Origin of the sequence: Actinomadura monticuli (assembly GCF_041463655.1) — a bacterium.
In the GTDB taxonomy this organism is placed as follows: domain Bacteria; phylum Actinomycetota; class Actinomycetes; order Streptosporangiales; family Streptosporangiaceae; genus Spirillospora; species Spirillospora monticuli.
Genome location: NZ_JAXCEI010000002.1, coordinates 368,907 through 390,548 on the forward strand (window position 1 = coordinate 368,907; position 21,642 = coordinate 390,548).

Consider the following 21,642-nt stretch of genomic DNA (forward strand, 5'->3'; position numbering starts at 1 on the left):
CGCCCGATGGGGGGGACGCACCGTGGCAGACGCATGGCTGCCGGTAGCCGGCCGCATGCCGGCACGACACGACGGCGGAGCGTTGCGAGGAGGTGCTCCCCGCGCCGTCTGGTGCACCGGCGAGTACGATCCGCGCAGCGTCTCCGCGCGCTCGGTGGCCGCCGACCTCGTCAAGGACGATCGTCCGGCGCACCTGGTGTGGCACCCCGGCACCGGCGAGATCGTCCAACTCCTTCCCATCACCCGCGCGGCCGGGCTCCTCGGCGACCGCGTCGGCCGGGAGGGACGCGTCTGCGCGCAGATCATGGTGATCGGCCAGTCCCGGACCCCGTTCACCGGTTCGCTGCTCACCGGCCTCGACGCGATCGTCCAGTGGCTGGACGCGTGGGGCGTCGCGCGCCGCTGGCCCGCCGGGCCGCCGCTGCCGTCGCCGCAGTCCTACCACGCGCTGCGCAGCCGCAAGGAGTGGGCGCGCGGCGGGCACTACGGGGCGTCCCAGGTGCCGACGCTCGGCCGCCCCGATCCCGGCGGCATCGACGTCCGGCGCATCACCGGACCCGACACCCCCCTCGCCCCCATCCCGAAGCCCCGCGCCCCGAGCGCGCCCGGCGCCGCCCGGGTGCTGCCCCCTCGTCCGCGCACCCCGGACACCGTCCGCTCGCAGAACGACCCCGCGTCCCCCGCGCAGCTGCGTCCCGCGCCCGAGCCCGTCCCGGTCGGCCAGTCCGCCATGTCCAACTGACCGCGCGCCGCGGGGGCTACGCGGCGAGCGCGCGGACGATCTCGCAGCCCCTGCGCAGGTCGGCCGTGGTCGCGGCCGAGCCGTAGCCGATCACCAGGCCGGACGCGCGCGTCGGCCCCATGTGGTGGCGTTCCAGCGTCTCCACCAGGACGCCCCGTTCGCCCGCTTCCGCCGAGATGCGCCGGGCCTCGGCCTCCGGGACGTCCACCACCAGGTGCAGGCCCGCCGTGTCGCCGCGCAGGACGAGCCCGTCCAGCGCCCGCACGACCACCTCGCGGCGCCGCGCGTACTCGCCGCGCATCCGGCGGACGTACCGGTCGAGATCGCCGCGTTCCAGGAGGAGCCGCAGCGCGTCCTGCGGGACGACGGCCGTGCGGTCGTTCAACTGCTCGCGCCGCAGAGCCACCTCCCCCACCAGGTCCGGACGCCCTGCCAGCCAGCCGACGCCCATGTCGGTCGTGAGGATCTTCGCCGTCGTGCCGAGATAGACCACCACGTCCGGGTCGAGCCCGTACAGGGCGGGCAGGGGCGCCACGTCGAACCGGAACTCGCCGTCGTAGTCGTCCTCGGCGATGAGGGCCCCGTTGCGCCTCGCCCACGCCAGCAGCGCCTGCCTGCGCGGGATGGGCAGCACGCCGCCCATCGGGAACTGGTGGGACGGCGTCGTGTAGACGATGCGGAGATCGTCGGGCAGGCCGTCCACGATGAGCCCGTGCTCGTCGACCGGGCACGGCACGAGCTCCGCGCCACGTCCCTCTAGGACGACCCGCGCCCTCCCGTAGCCGGGATCCTCCACCCCTACACGGTCCCCAGGACGAAGTACGGTCGCGGCAAGCAGGTCGAGCCCGTTCGTCGCTCCCCGCGTCACGAGGAGCCCGTCCAAAGGGCAGCTCACGCCCCGGCTACGCCTGATGTAGTCGGCGAGCGCCGCGCGCAGGCCCGGCAGGCCGTGCGGGTCCTGGCGCTGCTGCGGAGGCATCCCGGCGGCCAGGCGCCATGCCCTGCGCCATGCCGGCGTGTCCAGGGCCCCGATCCAGGCGAGACCCGGCCGCAGGTCGATTTCGTCTAAGGCCGCCGCCCTCCGCGCCGGTCTCGTCGTCGGTTTCAGTGGTCTCGGCTCGGGCGCGGCGGCGACGCCTTCGGTCACGTACGTCCCGGACCCATGCCGTCCTTCCAGCCATCCCTCCGCGTACAGCTGCTCGTACGCCTCCGTCACCACCGTCCGGCTGACGCCCAGCAGCTTTCCCAGCGCCCTGCTGGACGGGAGCCGCTCCCCCGCGGCGAGGCGTCCCTCCGCCATGGCGTCCCGCAACTGGCCGACGAGCTGGGCGCTCATCGGCTCCCCGGCCTCCCGGTCAACGACGAGGGGCAGATCGATCGACAAAGTGGTCTCCGGCTATACGCACCAAGTGGCCATACCGACCAGGCCACTCTCCTCCTAGCGTAAGCGTCATGAACCCGCTGTCCTCCACCGACCGCACGCGCGTCCGCAGGCTGCCCGAACGCTCCAGCGCCGACCGCTCCGTCCTCTACGGCATCCTCGACGCCGGGATGATCTGCCACCTCGGCGTCGTCGTGAACGGCACGCCCCGCGTCATCCCCACCGGCTACGGCCGCCTTGAGGACACCCTCTACCTGCACGGCTCGACCGGCGCGCGCAGCCTCATGGAGGGGCCGTCCCAAGACGTCTGCGTCACCGTGACCCACGTGGACGGCATCGTCCTGGCCAGATCGGTGTTCCACCACTCCATCAACTACCGGAGCGCCGTCATCTTCGGCACGCCCCAACGGGTCACCGACACCGACGCGAAGCTGACCGGGCTCCGGGCCATAACCGAGCAGCTGGCCCCCGGCCAATGGGCGGCTGCCCGCGAACCCAACCGCAAGGAACTCGCCGCGACCACCGTGTTGGCGCTTCCCTTGTCCGAGGCGTCCGTCAAAATCCGCCAAGGGCCGCCCAGCGACGACGGACCCGACCACGCCCTCGACGTCTGGGCCGGCGTCCTCCCCGTCCGGCAGGCGTTCGGGCCGCCGTCCCCCGACCCGCTGCTCCGCCCCGGCATTCCCGTTCCCGGACATATCGCCCATCGCGTGACCTCCTAATTCGATCGGGCTCAGTGCCCCGCGCAGTCGTCCATGGCCGTAGGGTGAATCCATGAACGAGCGGCTGGTCTGGATCGACTGCGAGATGACGGGACTCGACCTGCGGAACGACGCGCTCATCGAGATAGCCGCGCTGGTCACCGACAGCGAACTCAACATCCTGGACGAAGGCGTCGACGTCGTCATCAAACCGCCGCCCGAGACGGTCACGCAGATGACGAAGGTCGTCCGCGACATGCACACCGCGTCCGGCCTCCTGGAGGCGCTCGCCGGCGGCGTCACCCTCGCCGAGGCCGAGGACACCGTCCTCCGCTACGTCCGCGGCCACGTGAAGGACGCCAAGAAGGCGCCCCTGTGCGGCAACTCCATCGCCACCGACCGGTCCTTCCTGGCGCGCGACATGCCCGCCCTCGACGGCCACCTCCACTACCGCATGGTGGACGTCTCGTCCATCAAGGAACTGGCCCGCCGCTGGTACCCGCGCGTGTACTTCGCCAGCCCGGAGAAGAAGGGCGGCCACCGGGCCCTCGCCGACATCACCGAGAGCATCCAGGAACTGCGCTACTACCGCGCCGCGGTCTTCGTCCCGCAGCCCGGTCCCGACTCCGACACCGCCCGCGGCATCGCCGCCAAGGTGTCCTCAGGCTGACCCACCCCCGCGGAGCCGCTACACTACTGGTAGCCGGGAGCGATCCCGGCCACGGTGGGTGTAGCTCAGCTGGCAGAGCACTTGGTTGTGGTCCAAGATGTCGGGGGTTCAAGTCCCCTCACTCACCCCACGCGCGAGGCCCCGGTCGGTGACCGGGGCCTTCGTCGTGTACGGCGCGGTCCATCGACTCCCGGAGATCGTCCCGTTATGCTCCGTCCCTATACATGTCAACGACATTCCAAGGGCAACGGATGAGTGTCGACGAGACGGCCCCCCTGCGCATCCTCGTGGTGGACGCCGATCCCCGCGTCCGCGCCGACGTGATCTCCCTCCTGGACGCCAGCGACGAACTCGAGGTCGTCGCCGAGACCCCGGACCCCCTGACCGCGCGCACGCTGGCCGAACGCCTGCGCCCCGACATCGTCCTCCTCGACGCGGCCTCCGCCGGCCACGCCGACCCCTTCAGCGGCACGTCCCGCGTCTTCGTCCTCACCGCCGACGCCGACGCCGCCGAGACCGCCCTCCGCGCCGGCGCGTGCGGCCACCTCGTGCCCGGCGCCTTCACCGCCCGCGACCTCATCCGCGGCGTCCGCGCCGCGTCCCGCACCACCCTCGGCCTGTCCGCCCGCGAATCCGAGGTCATGGACCTCATCGCCACCGGCCGCTCCAACGGCGAGATCGCCCGCCAGCTCTTCCTGTCCGAGAAGACCGTCAAGAACCACGTCAACCGCATCTACGCCAAGCTCGGCGTCAGCTCCCGCGCCACCGCCATCGCCCTCTGGCGCGGCATGGTCAGCGTCCTTCCCGCCCGGGACTAAACCGATTCGCACTGCTCCCGGACCCCTGGTACTGTTCTTCCTGTCGCAAGGGCCCCGGCCGAGGCCAAGGCCCCAGGACATGCGCCGTTAGCTCAATTGGCAGAGCAGCGGACTCTTAATCCGCGGGTTCGGGGTTCAAGTCCCTGACGGCGCACTCCGCTTGGTATGGGTACTCATGATTGACATCGCGAGTACCCGTTTTTTATTGGGCTGTTCTGCCCACCCCCGTGAGGCGGTTCGGGTTATTCGGCGGTGGGCCGCACGGCGGGATCGGTGTCCGGGGTGGCGGCGCTCGTCAGGCCCAGCGACCGGATCCAGACCTTGTCGAGGGTGTCGATGAGGACCTCCGCGTCGTATTCGACGCCCTCGTACGACCACGCCATGACCACGCGCTCGACCATCAGCGTCAGGGCGTGCGCGGTGTGGCGCGGGTCCAGATCGGCGTACGCCTTGCCGGCCTTCTGCCACTCGGTGATGGCGCGGGTGACCCTGCTCTGGAAGTGGTCGGCGACCTCGTCCCACTGGGCCTTCAGCCGCTCGTCCTCGTCGCGCGCCTGATAGACGGCCTGCAGGACGTGGGCGTTGCGCCGGAACGCCTTGACGTAGACGCGGTTGACCTCTCGGACGCGACGGGCGACCGGAGCGGGACCAGGGCCTGGATGAACGGGCTTCGTCTCGGGGCTCATCGTGATCCTGGCGGCGCTTCGCGATCGAGAGCTTCGTCTTCAGCAATCCGGCGCTGACCCCCTACACGGGCAATCTGATCGAGGACCCGTCCCTGTTCGGGTTCTCCCTGGCCGTCCGCGAGGGCACCGACCTCATCACGCTGCGGTTCTCCTTCATGGTCCTCGTGATCGTCGCGGTCCTGCTGATCCTCATGACGCGCCTGCTGTCGAGCGTCGAGCGCGCCACCCGGTCGGGGCTCTGCCTGATCCCGGACAACCGGGGGGTCTTCCACCGCCTGACCGTGGCCGAGAACCTCCGGCTGGCCAAGGCGCGGGGCGGCTTCGACGCGGCACTCGACCGGTTCCCGCAGCTGCGCCCCCTGCTGAACCGGCGCTGCGGTCTGCTCTCGGGAGGGGAGCAGCAGCTCCTCGCGATCGCGAAGACCCTGCTGCTCCGGCCGAAGGTCCTGCTCATCGACGAGATGAGCATGGGGCTGTCTCCGGTCGCCGTACAGCAGATCCTGCCGGAGCTGCGACGGCTCGCCGACGAGGAGGACACGGCGATCGTGCTCGTCGAGCAGCACATCGACCAGGCGCTCAGCATCGCCGACGAGGCGGTCGTGCTCCACCACGGCCGAGTAGTGCTCGTCGGCCCCGCGGCCGAACTCCGAGAGGACCGGGACCAGATCCAGCGCGCCTACTTCGGGGACCAGGAGGGCTGACCCGTCCTCCGCCGCGAGCCGTTCGGCAAGGTGATCGGGTAACGGCGGTTCGCGGCGGGGGTGGAGCCGTGCCCGTCGGTGATGGAGTCACCGAACGCGACGATGTGCCCTGGCCGTGCCTCCCACGGACGTCCACTCCGTCCAGGAGGTAGTACGAGTGGCTGGTCTCACCGGCGAAGCGGTGTCGTCGGTGGCCACGCTCAGTCCTTGCCGACGGGGTCGATCTCCTCGGTTCGGAAGGCGGCGGCTGTTCCCGCGACGCTCGCGACGGCCAGCGCGACCACGAGGACCCAGCCGGCGACGAGGTCGAGGGCCGACTCCGGCTCGACCAGCCGTTCCTGGGCGCCGACCGCGAACATGACGATGAGGTTGAAGAGCCCGGCCACCGCGCCGGCCACCGGGGTCCAGCGGCCCGGGACGGCGGCGAGCAGGCCGGCGGCCAGCACGATGGCGACGAGGCCGGGCGGGATCGGCGGGGTGTCGGTGAGACCGGCCACCTCCAGGACGACGAAGGCGACGCCGGCGACGAGGAGCGCGGTGAATGTTGCCTTCCCCGCGGCGGAAAGGCCGGTAAGGCGAGACATCGATCATCCCTCTTCGGTGACGGACCGGCCGCGGACGGTGCCGGCCGGCGTTCCCAGGTTGTCATGGCTATAGTAGCCACGGCAACATATACCCATGGCCGACCCCGCCGACACGCCCTCGACCGCCGTGGGCTTCCTCATCTGGCAGCTGTCGGCGCGATGGCAGCTGGAGGTCGACCGCGCGCTCGCCCCGCTGGGCCTGACCGCCGCCCAGTACGCCGTCCTCGCCTCGCTCCACGCCCTCAGCCGTTCCGGGCACGCGCCCAGGCAGCGGGAGCTCGCGGACTTCAGCGGGCTCGACCGCATCCACGTGTCCAAACTGGTCCGGGCGCTGGAGGGCGCGGGGATGCTCACCCGGGCCCCCCATCCCGCCGACAGCCGTGCGGTCGCGGTGAGCATCACCCGTGCCGGACGGGAGGCGGTGACCGCGGCGCGGCGAGAGGTGTCGGCGCTCGAGGAGCAGCGGCTTCTCGCCCTCGGCGGGCGCGATGACCGGCGCACCGAGGAGCTCGTGGAGAGCCTGCGCGCGCTGCTGCGGCACACGACCAGGTGAGGCGGCGTTCAGCGGAGGAGGCGACGGGGGGTCACCAGGCCCGCCTCGTAGGCGAAGATGACCAGCTGGGCGCGGTCGCGGGCGGCCAGTTTGGTCATGATGCGGCTGACGTAGGTCTTCGCGGTCGTGGGGGTGACGAACAGGCGGGCGGCGATCTCGGCGTTGCTGAGGCCGTCGGCGATCAGGACGAGCACCTCGCGCTCCCGGGAGGTCAGGACGTCCAGGCCGGGATCGGCGGCCTGCGGGTCCACCCGCCCGGCCAGTTCGGCGATCAGGCGGCGGGTGACGGACGGCGCCACCAGCGCGTCGCCCTGCGCCACCACCCGGACGGCGCGGATCAGCTCCGCCGGGTCGATGTCCTTGAGGAGGAAGCCGCTGGCGCCCGCGCGCAGCGCGCCGTAGATGTACTCGTCCAGCTCGTAGGTGGTCAGGATGATGATCTTCAGGCCGGCGTGCGCGGGGTCGGCGGCGAGGCGCCGGGTGGCCTCGATGCCGTCCACGTCGGGCATCCGGACGTCCATCAGGACGACGTCGGGGCGCAGCGCCGCGCACTGCCGGACGGCGTCCGCGCCGTCGCCCGCCTCTCCCGCGACGGCGATGCCGGGCTGCCCCTCCAGGATCGAGCGGAACCCGACCCGGACGAGGGTCTGGTCGTCGGCCAGCAGCACCTTGATCATGCCTGCTCCCGGAGCGGCAGCCGGGCGAGCACCCGGAACGTCCCGTTGCCGCACGGCCCGGCGCGCAGGTCGCCGCCCAGCGCGGCGGCGCGCTCGCGCATCCCGCGGATGCCGTAGCCGGTGCAGGCGGCCGGTGCGGCGCCGGCGTTCTCGACGCGGATGTGCAGGTCCGCCGCGCCGACGCGGATGCGCACGGTGGCCTCCTCGGTGCGCGCGTGGCGCGCCACGTTCGTCAGCGCCTCCTGGACGATGCGGAAGGCGGCCAGGTCGACCTCGGCGGGGACGGACGGCCCCGCGCCCTCCACGGTGGTGCGGACGCGGAGCCCGGCGCGTCCGGCGGTGTCCACGAGGTCGGGCAGGCGGGCGAGGCCGGGGGCCGGGGCGGCGGGTTCCGCCTCGTCGGCCTGCCGCAGGACGCCGAGCGTGGCGCGCAGCTCGCGGCCGGCGTCCCGCCCGGCGTCCCGGATCACGGTGAGGGCGTCGGCCAGCTCGTCGCGCAGCCCGGGATCGTCGCGGCGGGGACCGCCGGTGAGCTGGAACAGCGCGGCGCCCGCCCGCACGTTGATCATCGAGATGTTGTGCGCGAGGACGTCGTGGAGCTCGCGGGCGATGCGCATCCGCTCCTCGGTGACGCGCCTGCGGCCGTCGGCCTCCCGGCCGCGCTCGGCCTCGGCGACCCGGTGCTCCACCTCGGCCAGGTAGGCGCGGCGGTTCCAGGTCACCCCGCCGACCGCGAGCACCGCGACCAGCCACCCCGCCACCAGGACGGCGCTCTCCCCCTGCCCCTCGGCCGAGACGGAACCGCGCAGGATCATGCCGATGATGGCGATGACGGCCAGCACGATCGCCGCGGGCAGCCGTCCCTCGGCCGCGGCGGTGTAGAGCGCGACGATGTAGGCGACGAAGACGGGCCCGCCCGACTCGCCGAGCGCGCCCGACAGGGAGGTCAGCAGCAGCGTCAGCACGAGGACGCTCACGGGGTGGCGGCGGCGCAGGACGAGCGCGGCGCACGCGGCGACGGCGGCCGCGACCTGGCCGGGCAGCGGCGCGGGACCGTCCCGGGTGAACGCGGAGCCGAGCACCAAGGCCAGGGTCACGGCACCGATCGCCGCGTCCGGGAGCAGTCCCGCCGGCGGACGGTGGAACCTCATCGCACCCCTTAGGCAGAGAGCCGCGCGATCCGACAGTATACATAGCAACTATTTACCGGCGCGTGTCTCCCGTGGTTGACATCGCGGTGTCGACCACAGGCCGACGACAGCGCGGGAACCGCTCCGTGAGGATGCTCGGCATGAACGCCGAGACGCTCGACCTCGCGCGGCTCCAGTTCGCGATCACCGCGGGCGCGCACTTCCTGTTCGTCGCGCTGACGCTCGGGCTGGCGCCGCTGCTGGCGGCCATCCAGACGCGCGCCACCGTGTCCGGGAGCGAGACGCACTGGCGGATGACCCGGTTCTGGGGCCAGCTCTACGTGATCAACTACGGCATGGGCATCGTCACCGGCCTGGTGATGGAGTTCCAGTTCGGCCTGAACTGGAGCGGCCTGACCACGTTCGCCGGGGACGTCTTCGGCGCCCCGCTGGCGATGGAGACGCTCGTCGCCTTCTTCATCGAGTCCACCTTCCTCGGCCTGTGGATCTTCGGCTGGGGACGCGTCAACAAGTGGGCGCACCTGGCGCTGCTCTGGATCGTGACGCTCACCGCCTACGTCTCGGCGTACTGGATCATCGCCGCCAACGGCTGGCTGCAGAACCCGGTCGGCGCCGAACGGCGCGGGGACCGGATGGTGCTGGTGGACCGCGCCGCGATGCTCGCCAACCCGGACGCGCTCATCGCGCTCCTGCACGTGATCGGCGCGGGCCTGCTGACCGGCGGGTTCTTCCTCGCCGGGATCAGCGCCTTCCACCTGCGGCGCCGCACCGCCGACCTGGACCTGTTCCGCCGCTCGATGCGCACCGGGATGATCGTGGCGCTGCCCGCGTCGCTGCTCACGCTGGGCGCCGGGTTCAACCAGTTCGCCGTGGTCGCCGACCACCTGCCGATGAAGTTCGCGGTCAGCCAGGGCGACACCGCCGAGCAGGCGAGGCTCCAGGCCGAGCTCGCCGCCGAGCTGGGCCCCGGCGACTACAGCCCGCCGGACTGGATCAACCTTCCGCTCGCCGTGATGATGTTCCTCGGCGTGGTGCTCTTCGTCTTCGCCTCGGTGGGCCTGGTCCTGGCCTACACGAACCGGGCCGGGATCCTCATGCGCGCCTGGCAGCGGCTGCTGACCTGGTCCGTCGTGCTGCCGTTCGCCGCGGTGATCGCCGGCTGGATCTTCCGCGAGGTCGGCCGGCAGCCGTGGACGATCAACCAGGTCCTGCGCACCGAGGACGCGCTGGGGCCGTCGGTGTCGGCCGGCGGCATGCGGCTCACGCTGATCGGGTTCACCGCGCTGTTCGCCGTGCTGATCGCGCTGGACGCCTGGCTGCTCGGCCGGTTCGCCCGGCGCGGCCCCGACGGGTCGGCGCTCGGCGTGCCGCCGGAAACGGCCGTGGAGCCCGAGCCCGTGCCGAACTTCTGACGCCGCCCACGCTGACAGGGAACTCTCATGGACGTCCTCGCCATCGGCCTCCTGGCCTTCGCAGCCGTCGGCTACTTCGTGCTGGCGGGCACCGACCTCGGCACCGGCATGATGCTGTTCTTCCTCGGCCGCGACCCCGCCGAGCGCCGCCTGGTGATCGCCGCGTTCGCCCCGTTCTTCCTCGCCAACGAGATCTGGCTCGTCCTCACCGCCGGGCTGCTCGTCGGCCTGTTCCACGAACTGGAGGGCGAGCTCTTCGGCGCGCTGTCCGGCACCATCGCCGCGCTGCTGGCCGGATGGGTCGTCCGGGACGTGGGCCTGTGGCTGCGCGGCCGGCTGGACGCGCCGCGCTGGCGGCTCTTCTGGGACGGCGCCATCACGGCCGGGAGCTGGACGGTCACCGGCGCCTGGGGCTGGATCGTCGGCTCGGTGCTGCTGTACCGGCTCGACCCGGAGACCTCGCCGTTCCCGCTGATCGGCGTGGCGGCGTCGTGGGCGCTGTTCGCGCTGCACGGCCTGGCGTTCGCCTCGCTCCGGCTGCGCGGCGCACCGCACTCGCGGGCCCGGACGGTCACCGGCCCGTCCGGGGAGCAGGTCACCTTCGCCCTCACCACGGTCGGCATGGTGGTGATCCCGCTGGCGCTGGGCGCGCGGCTCCCGCTGCGCGACACGGTCACCGAGTCGGCGGAGTTCGTGGCCGGGTCCACCGCCGTGCTCCTGCCCGTCCTGGTCGCGGCCCAGATCTGGACGTGGTGGATCTTCCGCCACCGGGTCACCGCGCCGAGCTACCTGTGAGGGCCCGGCCGTGACCGCCCCCGACCTCCCTGGACTCGACCGCCGGCGGCTGCTCCGCACCCTCGCGCCGCCGGCGGTCGTTCAGGGGGCCCTGGTGGTCGCCCAGGCGGAACTGCTGGTGCGGGCGCTCGCGCCGCCGGACGCGGGCCCGCTGCCCTGGCTCGCCGCGGTCGTCGCGCTGCGCGCCCTGGTGTCCTGGGCGACGGCGGGCGCCGTCCACCGGGCCGCCGCGCGGGTCAAGGCCGACCTGCGCGCCGCCCTGCTGCACGCGCGCGGCGGCACCACGCTGATCGTCCGGGGCCTGGACGCGCTCGACCCGTACCTGACCGGCTACCTGCCGCAGCTCGCCCTGGCCGCCGTCGTGCCGCCGCTGGTGCTGGCGCGGCTGCTGGCCGCCGACCCGGCGTCCGGGCTGACGGTGCTGGTCACGCTGCCGCTCGTCCCGGTCTTCGGCGTCCTCGTCGGCCGGCACACGCGGGACGCCACCCGCGTGCAGTGGCAGCGGCTGAGCCGCCTCGGCGGCCACTTCCGCGACGTGGTCGCGGGTCTGCCGACGCTGCGCGCGTTCGGCCGGACCGGCCACCAGGAGGGCGAGGTGCGGCGGATGGCGGACGCGCACCGGCGCGCCACCCGCCGCGTCCTGCGCACCGCGTTCCTGTCGGCGCTCGTGCTGGACCTGGTGGCGACGCTGTCGGTCGCGCTCGTCGCCGTCCCGGTCGGGCTGCGGCTGCTGGACGGCGGCATCGGCTACCGGACGGCGCTGCTGGTCCTGCTGCTCACCCCCGAGGTCTTCCTGCCGCTGCGCGCGCTCGGCAGCCGCTTCCACGCCGCCGCGGAGGGCCTGGCGGTCGCCGAGGAGACCGGCCGCGTGCTCGGTGCGGCCGATCCCGAGCCCGCCGGCCGGGCCGCGCCGACCCGTGGCGACATCCGGCTGGAGGACGTCAGCGTCCGCTACGGCGACCGGGCCGCGCTCGACCGGGTGTCGCTGGTGATCCGGCGGGGCGAGGTGGTGGCGCTGACCGGGCCGAGCGGCGCGGGCAAGTCGACGCTGCTGGCGGTGCTGCTCGGGCTGACCGAGCCCGACGAGGGCCGCGTCCTGGTCGGCGGGACCGACCTGCGCGACCTGGACGTCGCCGCGTGGCGGCGGCAGGTCGGCTGGGTGCCGCAGACCCCGCACCTGTTCGCCGACTCGGTGGCCGGGAACGTCCGGCTGGGCATGCCCGCCGCGTCGGACGCGGCGGTGCGGCACGCGCTGTCCGACGCGCAGGCGCGGGAGTTCGTGGACGCGCTGCCGGACGGCGACGCCACGGTGCTCGGCGAGCGCGGGGCCGGGCTCTCGGCCGGGCAGCGGCAGCGGATCGCGCTGGCCCGCGCCTACCTGCGCGACGCCCCCGTCCTGCTGCTGGACGAGCCGACCGCGCGGCTCGACCCGGACAGCGAGCGGGCCGTCGTCCAGGCGGCGCGGCGGCTGCTGCGGGACCGGACGGCGGTGCTGGTCGCGCACCGTCCCGCCCTGCTGGGCGGCGCGGACCGGGTGGTCCGGCTGAGCGAGGGACGCATCGTCGAGGAGGTGCGCCGGTGACCCTGTGGGCCGTCCTGGCGGGAGTCGCGGCGCGGCTCTGCGCGCTGGGCCTGACCGCCTCCGCGGCGTGGCTGATCGCCCGCGCCGCCGAGCGGCCGGACCTGTCGGCACTCGGCCTGGCGATCGTGGCGGTGCGGGCGTTCGCGTCCGCGCGGGGCGTGTTCGGCTACCTGGAGCGGCTGGCCGGGCACGACGCCGCGCTCGGCCGCGCGGCCGGGCAGCGGGTCCGGCTGTACCGCGCGCTGGCGCACGGGCCCCTCCCGGCGGGGTCCGTCGGCGCCGGACGCCGCGACGCCGACGCGCTCACGCACATGGTCGCCGACCTGGACGCCGGCCAGGACCTGCGGCTCCGCTGCGCGCTGCCCGCGTTCGTGGCCGGGGTCGCCGGCGTCGCGGCGGTCGCGTTCTGCTGGGCGCTGCATCCCGCGTCCGGCGCGGTCGTGGCGGCCGGCGCGCTGACGGCGGGCCTGGCCGTGCCGGCCGGGGCCGCCGCCGCGGCGCGCAGGCTGGGCGAGCGCCTGGCGGGCGCGCGCGCCGACCTGGCCGCACGGGCCATGGACCTCACCGAGGGACGCGCCGACCTGGTGGCGTTCGGCGCGCTGGACTTCGCGACGGCCGCCGCGGAGCGCGAGGCGCGGCGGCTGGCCCGGGTGGAGCGCGTCAGCGGCGCGGTGTCCGCCGCGGCAGTGGCGGCCGGCACGGCCGTCCAGGGGCTGACCGCGCTCGGCGTCGCCTGGGCGGCGGCCGGGACGGGCCCGGTGACCGCCGCGGTGCTCGTGCTGACCGCGCTCGTCGCGCTGGACGCCGTCCAGCCGCTGATCCCCGCCGCGCAGCTCTACGTCGAGCTGCGTCCGGCGGCCGCGCGGGTGCGGCGGCTGATCCGGACGGACGCCGCGCTCCCGCCCGACGAGCGGCCACACCCCCCGGCCGCGCCGGGACGCGTCGCGCTGCGCGGCGTCCGGGTGCGCCTCGGGGACGTCCCGGCGCTGGACGGGGTCGACCTCGACCTGTCCCCGGGACGCTCGGTGGCCGTGCTCGGGGAGAGCGGCGCCGGCAAGTCGACGCTGCTGGCGGTGCTCGCCGGGCTCGTCCAGCCGGCCGAGGGCCTGGCGCTGCTGCGCCCGGCGCGCGGCCTGTACCAGGACGCGCACCTGTTCGAGGCCACGGTGCGGGCCAACCTGCTGATGGCGAAGCCGGACGCGGGGGACGCGGAGTTGCGCGCCGTCCTGGACCGGGTACGGCTGACCGGCTGGCTGGACGAGCTCCCCCAGGGCCTGTCGACGCAGGTGGGCGCGGGCGGGCAGGGCGTGTCCGGCGGGCAGGGCATGTCCGGCGGGCAGGGCGTGTCCGGCGGGCAGGGCATGTCCGGCGGGCAGCGCCAGCGCCTGCTGCTGGCCCGCGCCCTGCTCGCCGACCCGGAGGTGCTGCTGCTCGACGAGCCGACCGAGGCGCTGGACGCCGAGACGGGCCATGCCGTGCTCGCCGGCGTGCTGCGAGCACGGCACGGACGGACGACGGTCGTGGTCACCCACCGGGAGGACGCGCTCGGCCTCTTCGACGACATCGTCATCATGGCGCGCGGCCGGATCGAGCTGCACGACGCGGGCGACCGTCAGCCGATCGGGCGGGCCTTCCCCTCGGCGTGAGCGTGGATCAGCTCGTAGGCCCGGTCGCCGATCTTGGGCCCGAACTCCTGGGACGCCTGCACGGCCGCCGGGAAGTGGACGCCGCCGAGCACGCGGCTCCACGCGCACTGCTTCACCCATTCGGTCCAGGTGTTCCAGGTCAGCACCGTGTCGGCGGCGGGGGTGACGCCGGGCTCGGTGAGCGAGGAGCCCTTGGCGAAGCGGAAGGAGAGCGTGATGTCGTCGGTGCCGAAGACGCGCCGTCCCGCCTGCGCGGCGGACGCGCACACCGACGTCGAGCCCGACGGGTACTCGGTGTGGTCGGGGATGTCGAGGTAGCTCTGCCACTCCTCGCCCCGGATGTCGTCGACGGTGCCCTTGCCGGGGCCGCCCCACGCGGTGACCCTCTTGCCGCGGTACAGGAAGCGGATCGCGCTGAACGGGCGCACCGCGTTGTACTTGTACTTGGCGTACCAGGACGTGATGAGCGCGTCGAACCCGGCGACGTCGGTGGCGGCCGTGTGCTCGACGAACTGGTCCAGCGTCGCGTGCTTGTTCAGCGCGACGGTGCCGATGGAGTACCCGATGCCGCGGAACTTGTCGTCGAAGAACTCGGCGATCATCTTCTTCCGGTCGTCCAGCCCGGCCGACTCCGCCAGAATCACGTCGGCCTGCTCCTTGTACCCCTTCTCGTTGTGCTGGTAGTCGCTCTTGACGGGCGGCGGGGGCAGGAACCGCTTCGGGCTGTCGTAGCTGAACGGCTTGGTGACGCTCAGCTGCGGCGTGATGAACTGCTGCACCTGGAAGATGCCGTTGTTCTTGGTCACCACGGCGGGCTGCCAGTGGGAGGGGTCGGTCAGCTTGTAGGCGCTGTTGACGGGCCGGAACCCGAGGTAGTCGGCGTAGGGCTGCCGGTTGTACTCGCGTCCGCCCTCGTCGCCGAGCTGGTTCATGCCGTCGTGCAGCCGGCCGCGCACCACGGCGTTGCCCGCCTTGTTGCCGATGCCGACGGGTGTCGTGATGTCCTCGCTGTCGTCGTCCGGGTCGAGTCCGACGCCGGTCAGCACCTCGCGCCACTGCTGCGACGCGGTCGGGACGAGGCTCTGGTAGACCCGGTAGGAGGCGTACAGGATGGCGATGTTCTTGTTCCGGTTGGTGGCGCCCTCGGAGGCCGGGCGGCGGCCCAGGTCGGAGTAGAGGCCGACGGCCCGGTCCCGGTACGGCGCGATGGCGTCGAACTGGGCGACCGCGGCCATGGCGGCGATCCGGAAGACCAGCGTGGCGTCGTTGCCCTTGGCGGACACCTCGGTCCTGATGACGTGCCCGACGCGGCTCCACAGCACGTCGGTGATCGCGTTCCCCTTGTCGAAGTCGAAGTCCGCGGCGCGCGCGGACGAGCGGTCGCCCACCGCGGGCGCGACGCTCACCGCCCCGGCGGTCAGCACGGCGGCGCACAGCGCGCTCACGCGGAGCCCCCGGGTTCGCCGGGCTCTGCTCGGTTCGGTCATTTCCTTCCGCCTTCCTCTCGGCGCGCCGGCGGCGCGCTCTAGCGGGCGATCAAGCGGGCGACCGGCGGGGCCGTCACGCGGGCCGGGCGCCGACCGCGGCCATCAGCAGCGGCAGGCTGCGGGTGAGCTCGCGGTTCCAGTAGGCCCAGCCGTGGGTGCCCGCGCCGTAGAGGTCGGCGGTCACCCGGACGCCCGCGGCGCGGGCGTGCTCCACGAAGCGCGCGCTCATCGGCCCCACCCAGCCTTCGAGGGGGTCGAAAGGACGTCGCGGCGGGTCGAGCGGACCGGGCCTCCCGTCGCCGGACGAGACGAACAGGCGCACGCCGCGCAGCGCCTTCACCTGGTCGTAGGGGTTGTGCTCGCTCCACAGACCGGACTGCCGGACCGGCTCGCCCCAGAGGGCGGACGGGTCGGCGCCGTAGCCGGCCAGCACGGCCAGGACGTTCGCGGCGCCGGACACCGAGTCGGTCAGCCCGCTGTAGGAGGCGGCGGCGCGGAACATCCCGGGATTGCGGGCCGCGTACGACAGCGCGCCGAACCCTCCCATGGAGACGCCGGCGACGGCGCGCAGCGGCCCGCCGCCCAGCCCGTCCCGCACCAGGCCCATCAGCTCGGTGAGGTGGAAGGTCTCCCAGGCGGGTGGGCCGTGCAGCCCGCCGTTCCACCAGTCGCTGTAGAAGCCGTGGGTGCCGCCGTCCGGGATGACCACGAGGACGCCGTAGCGGGCGGTCAGCCGCTCGATGTCGGAGTGGGCCGTCCACTGCCGCCAGCCGCCCGCGTCGTCGCAGCAGCCGTGCAGCAGGTAGAGGACGGGCCAGGGGCGTCCGCGCGGGCCGGCGTGGCCGCGCGGGAGCAGGATGCGGGCGCGGCCTTCGCCGCCGAGCGCGGCGGAGTCGATGGTGACGTCGAGGGTGCGCTGCCCGGCGCGGCGGACCTCGCGGAGGCGGGCGCCGCCCGCGAGCCGCATGCCGGGCGGCAGGGCCGCGGCGGCGGCAGCGGCCACGCCGGTCCCCGCCGGAGCGGGCACGGGCGCCGCGTCCGCACCTGGGGCGGCGAGCAGTGCGGCGGTGAGCAGGAGCGAGACGAGGGAGCAGAGCCTGGCGAGGGGTCGTTCATTCATCACTTTTTTCCACAGCGCGGAGGCGGATTTCCACGTTAGGACGGCCGCGCTACCGCAAGATCAAGCGTGGATAAAGCGGCTGCTCCGGGAGCCGCGCTCCGCCGGGCACCAGCGGGTTTCCAATTCGCCGCGAGCCCGTCACCAGCGCCCCTTTACAGGATCGGCGGGAAATCACCCGCGAAGCGGCCCGGAGGGTCGCGGTGGAGGGAGACATGGAAGCGCACATTCTCGCGAGCGCCACCACCGACAAGAATCTCGAATTAGTCCTCGACGTCCTCCCGGCACTGATCGTCATCCTCGTCACGTCGGGCCTCTGCGGATGGCTGGCGCGCTGGGTGTGGCAGCCCCGGGTGCTCGGCGAGATGGTGGCCGGGGTGATCCTCGGCCCGACGCTGTTCGGATGGCTGTTCCCGGACGTCCAGGCGGCCGTGTTCCCGGACAACGTGACACCGATCCTGTACGTGATCAGCACGCTCGGGCTCACCCTGTACATGTTCCTGGTGGGGGCGGGCCTCGACCACGGCTCCGGCGGGGAGCGCGGCGGCCTGCACCGGCCGATCGTCCTGGCGATCTCCGGTATCGTCCCCGCGCTGCTCCTCGGCGGCGCGGTCGGGTTCGCGCTGTGGTCGCAGCTGTCGCGCGACGACGTCGGCCGGTGGCTGTTCGCCGTGTTCGTCGGCGGCGCGCTGTCGCTGACCGCCTTCCCGATGCTCGCCCGCATCCTCTACGAGCGCGGCCTGGAGAACTCGCGGCTCGGACGGCTGTCGCTGCTCGGGGCCTCGATCGACGACGCGGCGGCGTGGTGCCTGCTGGCGGTGCTGTGCGCGGTGCACGCCGGGGACGGCACCGCTTCGGCGATGCGCACGATCGCGCTGGCGCTCGTCTTCTCGGCCGTGGCGCTCGGTGTGGTCCGGCCGCTGCTGCGCCCGCTGGGCCGGGCCATCTCCCGCAAGGGGGACATGACCCTCGGGCACACCTACATCCTGCTGCTGGTGCCGCTCGTCGCCGGCTGGCTCACCGACTGGATCGGCATCTACTCGGTGTTCGGCGGCTTCATCGCCGGGCTGACGATGCCGCGCGACGCCGCGTTCCGCAAGCTCCTGCACGCGCGCATGATGAATGTGGTGTCGGTCCTGCTGCTCCCCGTCTTCTTCACCTTCTCCGGGCTCAACACGCAGCTCGGCGGGCTGGGCGGCGGCACGATGCTGCTGTCCTTCCTGGCGATCCTGACCGCGGCCTTCGTCGGCAAGTACTTCGGCTGCGCGCTCGCGATGCGCACGCTGGGGTTCAGCACGCGCGAGTCGTACGCCGTGGGCGGGCTGATGAACGCCCGCGGCCTGATGATCCTGATCTTCATCAACATCGGGCTCGCGCAGGGGATCATCACCCAGGAGGTGTTCAGCATGCTGGTGCTGGTGGCCGTCCTGACGACGGCGGCGGCGCTGCCGCTGTACTCGATGGCCCTGCCCAGGCGGCTGGAGGAGGAGCAGCGCGCGGCCGTCCCGGAGCGGGAGAAGGCCCCGGCCGCGGTCTGACCGGGCGCCCGGCCGGATCCCGGGCCGCTGCAAGGGGGGAGGCGGCGGCCCGGGACCCGGGGTCCGGTGGGCGGGGGTCAGGCCTGCTTCTGGTAGACGCGGAACGCCAGGGTCGACAGCCAGGCGCAGCCCAGCGCGACGGCCAGCAGCCCCGCGCCGTGGGTCGCCACGAAGGACCAGTCGACGCTGTCGTCGAGGGTCTGCCGGCCGATCTCGACGAGCCAGTTCACCGGGTTGCCGCCGGCGATCGTGCTCATCCAGTCCGGCATGACCCGGCGCGGGACGAACGTCGAGGACAGGAACGCCAGCGGGAGCACCAGGAACTGCGCGATCGAGATCACCGACTCCTGGCTGCGGGTCACCAGGCCGAGGGCGTTGGACAGCGAGGCGAACGCGACCGCGATCAGCGCCACGCAGACCAGGAACACCACCATGATCGGCACTCCGCCGGGGAAGCGCGCCCCGGTGGCGAGCGCGATGGCCAGGATGATCAGGCCCTGCAGGACGACCGACAGCGCCTGGTGGATCAGCCGCCCGGTGATGAGCGCGCCGCGCCGGACGGGGGTGACGAGGAACCGGTTGAGCGTGCCCTGCTCCATCTCCACGACGAAGACCATCCCGCTCCATCCGCTGGCGAACAGGGCGGTCATCGCGATGATGCCGGGGGTGAGGAAGCCGATGTAGGAGTCGGTGGTGTGGGTGTCCTCCATGAGGGGGGCGAAGAGCTTGCCGAAGAGCAGCAGCCAGATCACCGGCTGGACGAGCGTGGCGACCAGGTAGAACGGCTGGCGGATGAAGGCCCGCAGGTCGCGCACGGTCATGTGGTACGACTGGAGCACCGCGGCGGTCATCGGATGTGTCCTTCCTGGACGCTGCGGAAGGTGCGGCCGGCGTGCCGGAGGTACACCTCGTCGAGGGTGGGCGCCGAGAGCGTGACCGAGGCGACCCGCAGGCCGGCCCCCTCCAGCGCCGACAGCAGGGCGGGCGCGCTGTCCGCCCCGGCGTCGACGCGGGCGCCGACCTCGCGGCCGTGGACGACGACGTCGTGCGCGCCCACCACGTTGGACAGGGCCGTCCTGACCGCCGCCTCCTCCGGCGGCTCGTTCAGCAGGATCTGGACGGAGTCGCCGTGCAGGGCCTTCTTGAGGCTCTCCGGGGTGCCGTACGCGACGACCTTGCCCTCGTCCAGGATGGCGAGCGTGTCGGCCAGTTCGTCCGCCTCCTCCAGGTAGTGCGTGGTGAGGACGACGGTGATGCCGGAGGCCGCCATCCCGGTGATCTCCTTCCACAGCTCGGCGCGTGCCTCGGGGTCGAGGCCGGTCGTGGGCTCGTCGAGGAAGAGGACGCGCGGCTCCTGCACCAGCCCCATGGCGACGTCCAGCTTGCGGCGCATGCCGCCGGAGTAGGTCTTGACCAGGCGTCCGGCGACCTCGGTGAGGCCGAAACGTTCCAGAAGGCCGTCGACGCGCGCGCGGAGGGCGCCGCCTCCCAGGCCGTAGAGCTGGCCCTGCAGCACCAGGTTCTCCCGGCCGGTCGCGGCCGGGTCGACACCGGAGTTCTGCGCGACGCAGCCGATGTGCCGGCGCACCTGCGCCGCGTCGGACAGGACGTCGAAGCCCGCCACCCGCGCGGTGCCCGAATCCGGCCGGGTGAGGGTGGTGAGGACCTTGATGGTGGTGGACTTGCCCGCCCCGTTGGGGCCGAGCAGGCCGAAGACGGTCCCGGACGGGACCGAGAAGGTGACTCCGTTCACGGCGCGCACGCCGTTCGGATAGGTCTTGGTGAGGTCGCTGACCTCGATGGCCAGGGTGTCTCCTGACATGACGGATCTCCCGCATGGTGGGGTCGGCGATCGTGCCCGCGGGGAGAGATCCGGTTAACCTGGTAGGGGATCCTCGAGTAACCGGCCGCCACCCGTTGGCGTCGATCGAGGTCGTGGGCCCCGGTGGGTGCTGCAACACCCGCCGGGGTTCTCGTTTCGGCGGGTCAGCTCACGTGGCGCTCTTTCCCCCGGATCGCGAAACTCCGGCTGGACTCGTCGCCCTGGTGCCAGCGGTACCAGATCTCCAGGTCCTCCAGGGTTCCCTCCTCCAGTTCCTCGGCCAGGCACTTGACCCATGCCAGTTCGGCGCGCAGCATCATCTCCTCGTACTCGGCCTCGATCAGGAACAGGCGGCGCAGGCCGTTCGAGCGCATCTGGTCCATGAACGCGCGCACCTCGGCCAGCCTGATGTCCAGCGACTCGATCCGCTGCCGCAGCAGCGGGGCCACCGTCTCGGGCGGCAGCACCGGCATCAGCGACAGGCCCGCCTCGAACTCGGGGTACTCCTTGGTCGAGGTCCGCAGGATCTCGCTGAGCCATTCCCTCAGCTCGACCTCGCCCGCGGGCGTGAGCGCGTAGACGGTGCGTTCGGGGCGCCTGCCCTCCCGGAACGTCTCCACCGGCTCGATGAAGGACGCCCGGACGAGGGCGTCGACGACGGTGTACAGCGACCCGTAGTTGATCCGGATGCTCTGTTCCTTGCCGCGTCCCTTGAGCTTCTGCGCCATCTCGTACGGGTGCATGGAGCTCTCGGACAGGACGGCGAGCACCGCCAACGCGAGCGGATTCGAGACCTTGCGTTTGACCATGAGACTCTCCGGTGACGGATACTCTAAGCCGAGTATACCGTCCCGGAGATTCGGCGACCACGCCTTTCAGCGGGACATGGCGCAGGAGTGACCCCAGACAACACAAAACGGCGGATGGCAGGCGATATCGCCCGCCATCCGCCGTCGCCGCGCGCGGAGGTTCGCGCGAAACGTGTCACGCGACCCGTCACACCCCCCTCACACGCCCCCTCTCCCCGCGCCCGTCACACGGCCCGTCACATGACGATCGCCACGGCCGCCGCCAGGTTGGCCGCCAGGGCCGCCGCCGCGAGGCCCGTCCGGACCGCGTTCCACCGCCGCCACCGGCCGCGCCGCTCGGTCCAGTCGGGCGGCAGCGACGCCGGGTCCTGCGCCGTGACCCAGTGGTTGATCGGGACGTTCTTGGTCAGCGACACCGTGATCACCGAGATCATCAGCAGCCCCGCGACCCCGCCCGCCAGCGGCCCCGCCCAGCCCGGCGCCGCCACCGCGAGCGTCAGGTCCGCCAGCGCCGTCAGCAGGATCGTCACCGGCATGAACGGGTCGTAGCGGGTGGCCAGGAACCCGTGCGCGTGCACGTACTGGTCGCCGGGCAGCGCCATCAGCAGCGGGACCCCGCCCAGCACGGTCGCGCAGAACACCCCCACGGCGACGGCGTTGCCCAGCAGGGCGACGACGACGAGGATCTGGCTCACTTTCCCTCTCCTTCCATCCATGCCGGCGGCGCCGGCTAGTGCGGTACCGGGGCGTTGACTTGCGGCGTGTTGTTG

General features: G+C 73.0%; 22 protein-coding genes and 2 tRNA genes. 13 read left to right on the forward strand and 11 right to left on the reverse strand.

The window, feature by feature from the left end; genetic code table 11:
* Positions 1-82 precede the first annotated feature (82 nt).
* A complete protein-coding gene (locus SM611_RS05165; protein ID WP_371947652.1) occupies positions 83-742 on the forward strand; it encodes a hypothetical protein in 660 nt (219 codons plus the stop codon).
* A gap of 16 nt (positions 743-758) precedes the next feature.
* Here SM611_RS05165 and pdxR read toward each other — a convergent pair whose 3' ends face one another.
* Entirely contained in the window at positions 759-2,126 is a 1,368-nt protein-coding gene (pdxR, locus tag SM611_RS05170) for a MocR-like pyridoxine biosynthesis transcription factor PdxR (RefSeq protein WP_371947653.1), read from the reverse strand.
* Between the two features lie 68 nt (positions 2,127-2,194).
* Here pdxR and SM611_RS05175 point away from each other — a divergent pair, with 68 nt between their 5' ends.
* From SM611_RS05175 to SM611_RS05195, 5 genes are all read left to right on the forward strand, one after another.
* Positions 2,195-2,845 carry a pyridoxamine 5'-phosphate oxidase family protein gene (locus SM611_RS05175; protein ID WP_371947654.1) on the forward strand — a complete coding sequence of 217 codons (651 nt, stop codon included), beginning with the start codon at positions 2,195-2,197 and terminating at the stop codon, positions 2,843-2,845.
* Between the two features lie 52 nt (positions 2,846-2,897).
* On the forward strand, positions 2,898-3,494 hold the full coding sequence (orn, locus tag SM611_RS05180) for an oligoribonuclease (RefSeq protein WP_371947655.1): 597 nt from the start codon (positions 2,898-2,900) through the stop codon (positions 3,492-3,494).
* Positions 3,495-3,548: 54 nt separating this feature from the next.
* Positions 3,549-3,624, forward strand: a tRNA-His gene (locus SM611_RS05185).
* 121 nt (positions 3,625-3,745) lie between these two features.
* Positions 3,746-4,312 (forward strand): response regulator transcription factor, encoded by a 567-nt coding sequence (locus tag SM611_RS05190; protein WP_371947656.1) that lies wholly within the window; start codon positions 3,746-3,748, stop codon positions 4,310-4,312.
* An 81-nt stretch (positions 4,313-4,393) separates the two neighbouring features.
* Positions 4,394-4,466, forward strand: a tRNA-Lys gene (locus SM611_RS05195).
* A gap of 88 nt (positions 4,467-4,554) precedes the next feature.
* Here SM611_RS05195 and SM611_RS05200 read toward each other — a convergent pair.
* Entirely contained in the window at positions 4,555-4,998 is a 444-nt protein-coding gene (locus tag SM611_RS05200) for a hypothetical protein (protein ID WP_371947657.1), read from the reverse strand.
* Positions 4,999-5,153: 155 nt separating this feature from the next.
* On the opposite strand from SM611_RS05200, the gene SM611_RS05205 reads away from it, so the two are divergent.
* Positions 5,154-5,699: an ATP-binding cassette domain-containing protein gene (locus SM611_RS05205; RefSeq protein WP_371947658.1), complete on the forward strand. Its 546-nt coding sequence runs from the start codon at positions 5,154-5,156 to the stop codon at positions 5,697-5,699.
* A gap of 200 nt (positions 5,700-5,899) precedes the next feature.
* Here SM611_RS05205 and SM611_RS05210 read toward each other — a convergent pair whose 3' ends face one another.
* Positions 5,900-6,283 (reverse strand): hypothetical protein, encoded by a 384-nt coding sequence (locus SM611_RS05210; RefSeq protein ID WP_371947659.1) that lies wholly within the window; start codon positions 6,281-6,283, stop codon positions 5,900-5,902.
* Positions 6,284-6,377: 94 nt separating this feature from the next.
* Between SM611_RS05210 and SM611_RS05215 the strand changes: the two genes are divergently transcribed.
* On the forward strand, positions 6,378-6,836 hold the full coding sequence (locus SM611_RS05215; RefSeq protein ID WP_371947660.1) for a MarR family winged helix-turn-helix transcriptional regulator: 459 nt from the start codon (positions 6,378-6,380) through the stop codon (positions 6,834-6,836).
* An 8-nt stretch (positions 6,837-6,844) separates the two neighbouring features.
* On the opposite strand, the gene SM611_RS05220 is transcribed toward SM611_RS05215, so the two are convergent.
* A complete protein-coding gene (locus tag SM611_RS05220; protein WP_371947661.1) occupies positions 6,845-7,513 on the reverse strand; it encodes a response regulator transcription factor in 669 nt (222 codons plus the stop codon).
* Positions 7,510-8,664, reverse strand: a complete 1,155-nt coding sequence (locus tag SM611_RS05225) for a sensor histidine kinase (RefSeq protein WP_371947662.1) — start codon at positions 8,662-8,664, stop codon at positions 7,510-7,512. The genes SM611_RS05220 and SM611_RS05225 overlap by 4 nt, the downstream gene beginning before the upstream one ends.
* Positions 8,665-8,804: 140 nt before the next feature.
* On the opposite strand from SM611_RS05225, the gene SM611_RS05230 reads away from it, so the two are divergent.
* Genes SM611_RS05230 through SM611_RS05245 form a run of 4 tightly spaced genes read left to right on the forward strand, consistent with a single transcriptional unit; the run spans position 8,805 to position 14,099 of the window.
* Positions 8,805-10,076, forward strand: coding sequence for a cytochrome ubiquinol oxidase subunit I (locus tag SM611_RS05230; RefSeq protein ID WP_371947663.1), 1,272 nt, complete (start codon positions 8,805-8,807; stop codon positions 10,074-10,076).
* Positions 10,077-10,103: 27 nt separating this feature from the next.
* Positions 10,104-10,871: a cytochrome d ubiquinol oxidase subunit II gene (locus SM611_RS05235; RefSeq protein ID WP_371947664.1), complete on the forward strand. Its 768-nt coding sequence runs from the start codon at positions 10,104-10,106 to the stop codon at positions 10,869-10,871.
* Positions 10,872-10,881: 10 nt separating this feature from the next.
* A complete protein-coding gene (gene cydD, locus SM611_RS05240) occupies positions 10,882-12,453 on the forward strand; it encodes a thiol reductant ABC exporter subunit CydD (RefSeq protein ID WP_371947665.1) in 1,572 nt (523 codons plus the stop codon).
* Positions 12,450-14,099 (forward strand): amino acid ABC transporter ATP-binding/permease protein, encoded by a 1,650-nt coding sequence (locus tag SM611_RS05245; RefSeq protein ID WP_371947666.1) that lies wholly within the window; start codon positions 12,450-12,452, stop codon positions 14,097-14,099. Before cydD ends, SM611_RS05245 begins: the two co-directional genes overlap by 4 nt.
* On the opposite strand, the gene SM611_RS05250 is transcribed toward SM611_RS05245, so the two are convergent.
* On the reverse strand, positions 14,066-15,544 hold the full coding sequence (locus tag SM611_RS05250) for a vanadium-dependent haloperoxidase (RefSeq protein WP_371947667.1): 1,479 nt from the start codon (positions 15,542-15,544) through the stop codon (positions 14,066-14,068). The two genes, SM611_RS05245 and SM611_RS05250, sit on opposite strands and share 34 nt — an antisense overlap.
* A gap of 115 nt (positions 15,545-15,659) precedes the next feature.
* Positions 15,660-16,706 carry an alpha/beta hydrolase gene (locus tag SM611_RS05255; RefSeq protein WP_371947668.1) on the reverse strand — a complete coding sequence of 349 codons (1,047 nt, stop codon included), beginning with the start codon at positions 16,704-16,706 and terminating at the stop codon, positions 15,660-15,662.
* Between the two features lie 212 nt (positions 16,707-16,918).
* On the opposite strand from SM611_RS05255, the gene SM611_RS05260 reads away from it, so the two are divergent.
* On the forward strand, positions 16,919-18,241 hold the full coding sequence (locus SM611_RS05260) for a cation:proton antiporter (RefSeq protein WP_371947669.1): 1,323 nt from the start codon (positions 16,919-16,921) through the stop codon (positions 18,239-18,241).
* Positions 18,242-18,318: 77 nt separating this feature from the next.
* On the opposite strand, the gene SM611_RS05265 is transcribed toward SM611_RS05260, so the two are convergent.
* From SM611_RS05265 to SM611_RS05280, 4 genes are all read right to left on the reverse strand, one after another.
* On the reverse strand, positions 18,319-19,092 hold the full coding sequence (locus SM611_RS05265) for an ABC transporter permease (RefSeq protein WP_371947670.1): 774 nt from the start codon (positions 19,090-19,092) through the stop codon (positions 18,319-18,321).
* Complete coding sequence (locus SM611_RS05270) at positions 19,089-20,063, reverse strand: ATP-binding cassette domain-containing protein (protein WP_371947671.1); 975 nt, start codon at positions 20,061-20,063, stop codon at positions 19,089-19,091. The genes SM611_RS05265 and SM611_RS05270 overlap by 4 nt, the downstream gene beginning before the upstream one ends.
* A gap of 164 nt (positions 20,064-20,227) precedes the next feature.
* The gene (locus tag SM611_RS05275; protein WP_371947672.1) at positions 20,228-20,872 is read right to left on the reverse strand and encodes a PadR family transcriptional regulator; all 645 of its coding nucleotides are present in this window, start codon (positions 20,870-20,872) and stop codon (positions 20,228-20,230) included.
* Between the two features lie 236 nt (positions 20,873-21,108).
* On the reverse strand, positions 21,109-21,567 hold the full coding sequence (locus SM611_RS05280) for an anthrone oxygenase family protein (protein WP_371947673.1): 459 nt from the start codon (positions 21,565-21,567) through the stop codon (positions 21,109-21,111).
* Positions 21,568-21,642 lie beyond the last annotated feature (75 nt).

What these genes read in the sequence shown, in the direction of transcription:
- SM611_RS05175 (WP_371947654.1), top strand. Translation starts at nt 2,195, where the DNA reads ATGAACCCGCTGTCCTCCACCGACCGCACGCGCGTCCGCAGGCTGCCC.
- orn (WP_371947655.1), top strand. Translation starts at nt 2,898, where the DNA reads ATGAACGAGCGGCTGGTCTGGATCGACTGCGAGATGACGGGACTCGAC.
- SM611_RS05190 (WP_371947656.1), top strand. Translation starts at nt 3,746, where the DNA reads ATGAGTGTCGACGAGACGGCCCCCCTGCGCATCCTCGTGGTGGACGCC.
- SM611_RS05200 (WP_371947657.1), bottom strand. Translation starts at nt 4,998, where the DNA reads ATGAGCCCCGAGACGAAGCCCGTTCATCCAGGCCCTGGTCCCGCTCCG.
- SM611_RS05205 (WP_371947658.1), top strand. Translation starts at nt 5,154, where the DNA reads ATGGTCCTCGTGATCGTCGCGGTCCTGCTGATCCTCATGACGCGCCTG.
- SM611_RS05210 (WP_371947659.1), bottom strand. Translation starts at nt 6,283, where the DNA reads ATGTCTCGCCTTACCGGCCTTTCCGCCGCGGGGAAGGCAACATTCACC.
- SM611_RS05215 (WP_371947660.1), top strand. Translation starts at nt 6,378, where the DNA reads ATGGCCGACCCCGCCGACACGCCCTCGACCGCCGTGGGCTTCCTCATC.
- SM611_RS05220 (WP_371947661.1), bottom strand. Translation starts at nt 7,513, where the DNA reads ATGATCAAGGTGCTGCTGGCCGACGACCAGACCCTCGTCCGGGTCGGG.
- SM611_RS05225 (WP_371947662.1), bottom strand. Translation starts at nt 8,664, where the DNA reads ATGAGGTTCCACCGTCCGCCGGCGGGACTGCTCCCGGACGCGGCGATC.
- SM611_RS05230 (WP_371947663.1), top strand. Translation starts at nt 8,805, where the DNA reads ATGAACGCCGAGACGCTCGACCTCGCGCGGCTCCAGTTCGCGATCACC.
- SM611_RS05235 (WP_371947664.1), top strand. Translation starts at nt 10,104, where the DNA reads ATGGACGTCCTCGCCATCGGCCTCCTGGCCTTCGCAGCCGTCGGCTAC.
- SM611_RS05255 (WP_371947668.1), bottom strand. Translation starts at nt 16,706, where the DNA reads ATGAATGAACGACCCCTCGCCAGGCTCTGCTCCCTCGTCTCGCTCCTG.
- SM611_RS05260 (WP_371947669.1), top strand. Translation starts at nt 16,919, where the DNA reads ATGGAAGCGCACATTCTCGCGAGCGCCACCACCGACAAGAATCTCGAA.
- SM611_RS05265 (WP_371947670.1), bottom strand. Translation starts at nt 19,092, where the DNA reads ATGACCGCCGCGGTGCTCCAGTCGTACCACATGACCGTGCGCGACCTG.
- SM611_RS05270 (WP_371947671.1), bottom strand. Translation starts at nt 20,063, where the DNA reads ATGTCAGGAGACACCCTGGCCATCGAGGTCAGCGACCTCACCAAGACC.
- SM611_RS05275 (WP_371947672.1), bottom strand. Translation starts at nt 20,872, where the DNA reads ATGGTCAAACGCAAGGTCTCGAATCCGCTCGCGTTGGCGGTGCTCGCC.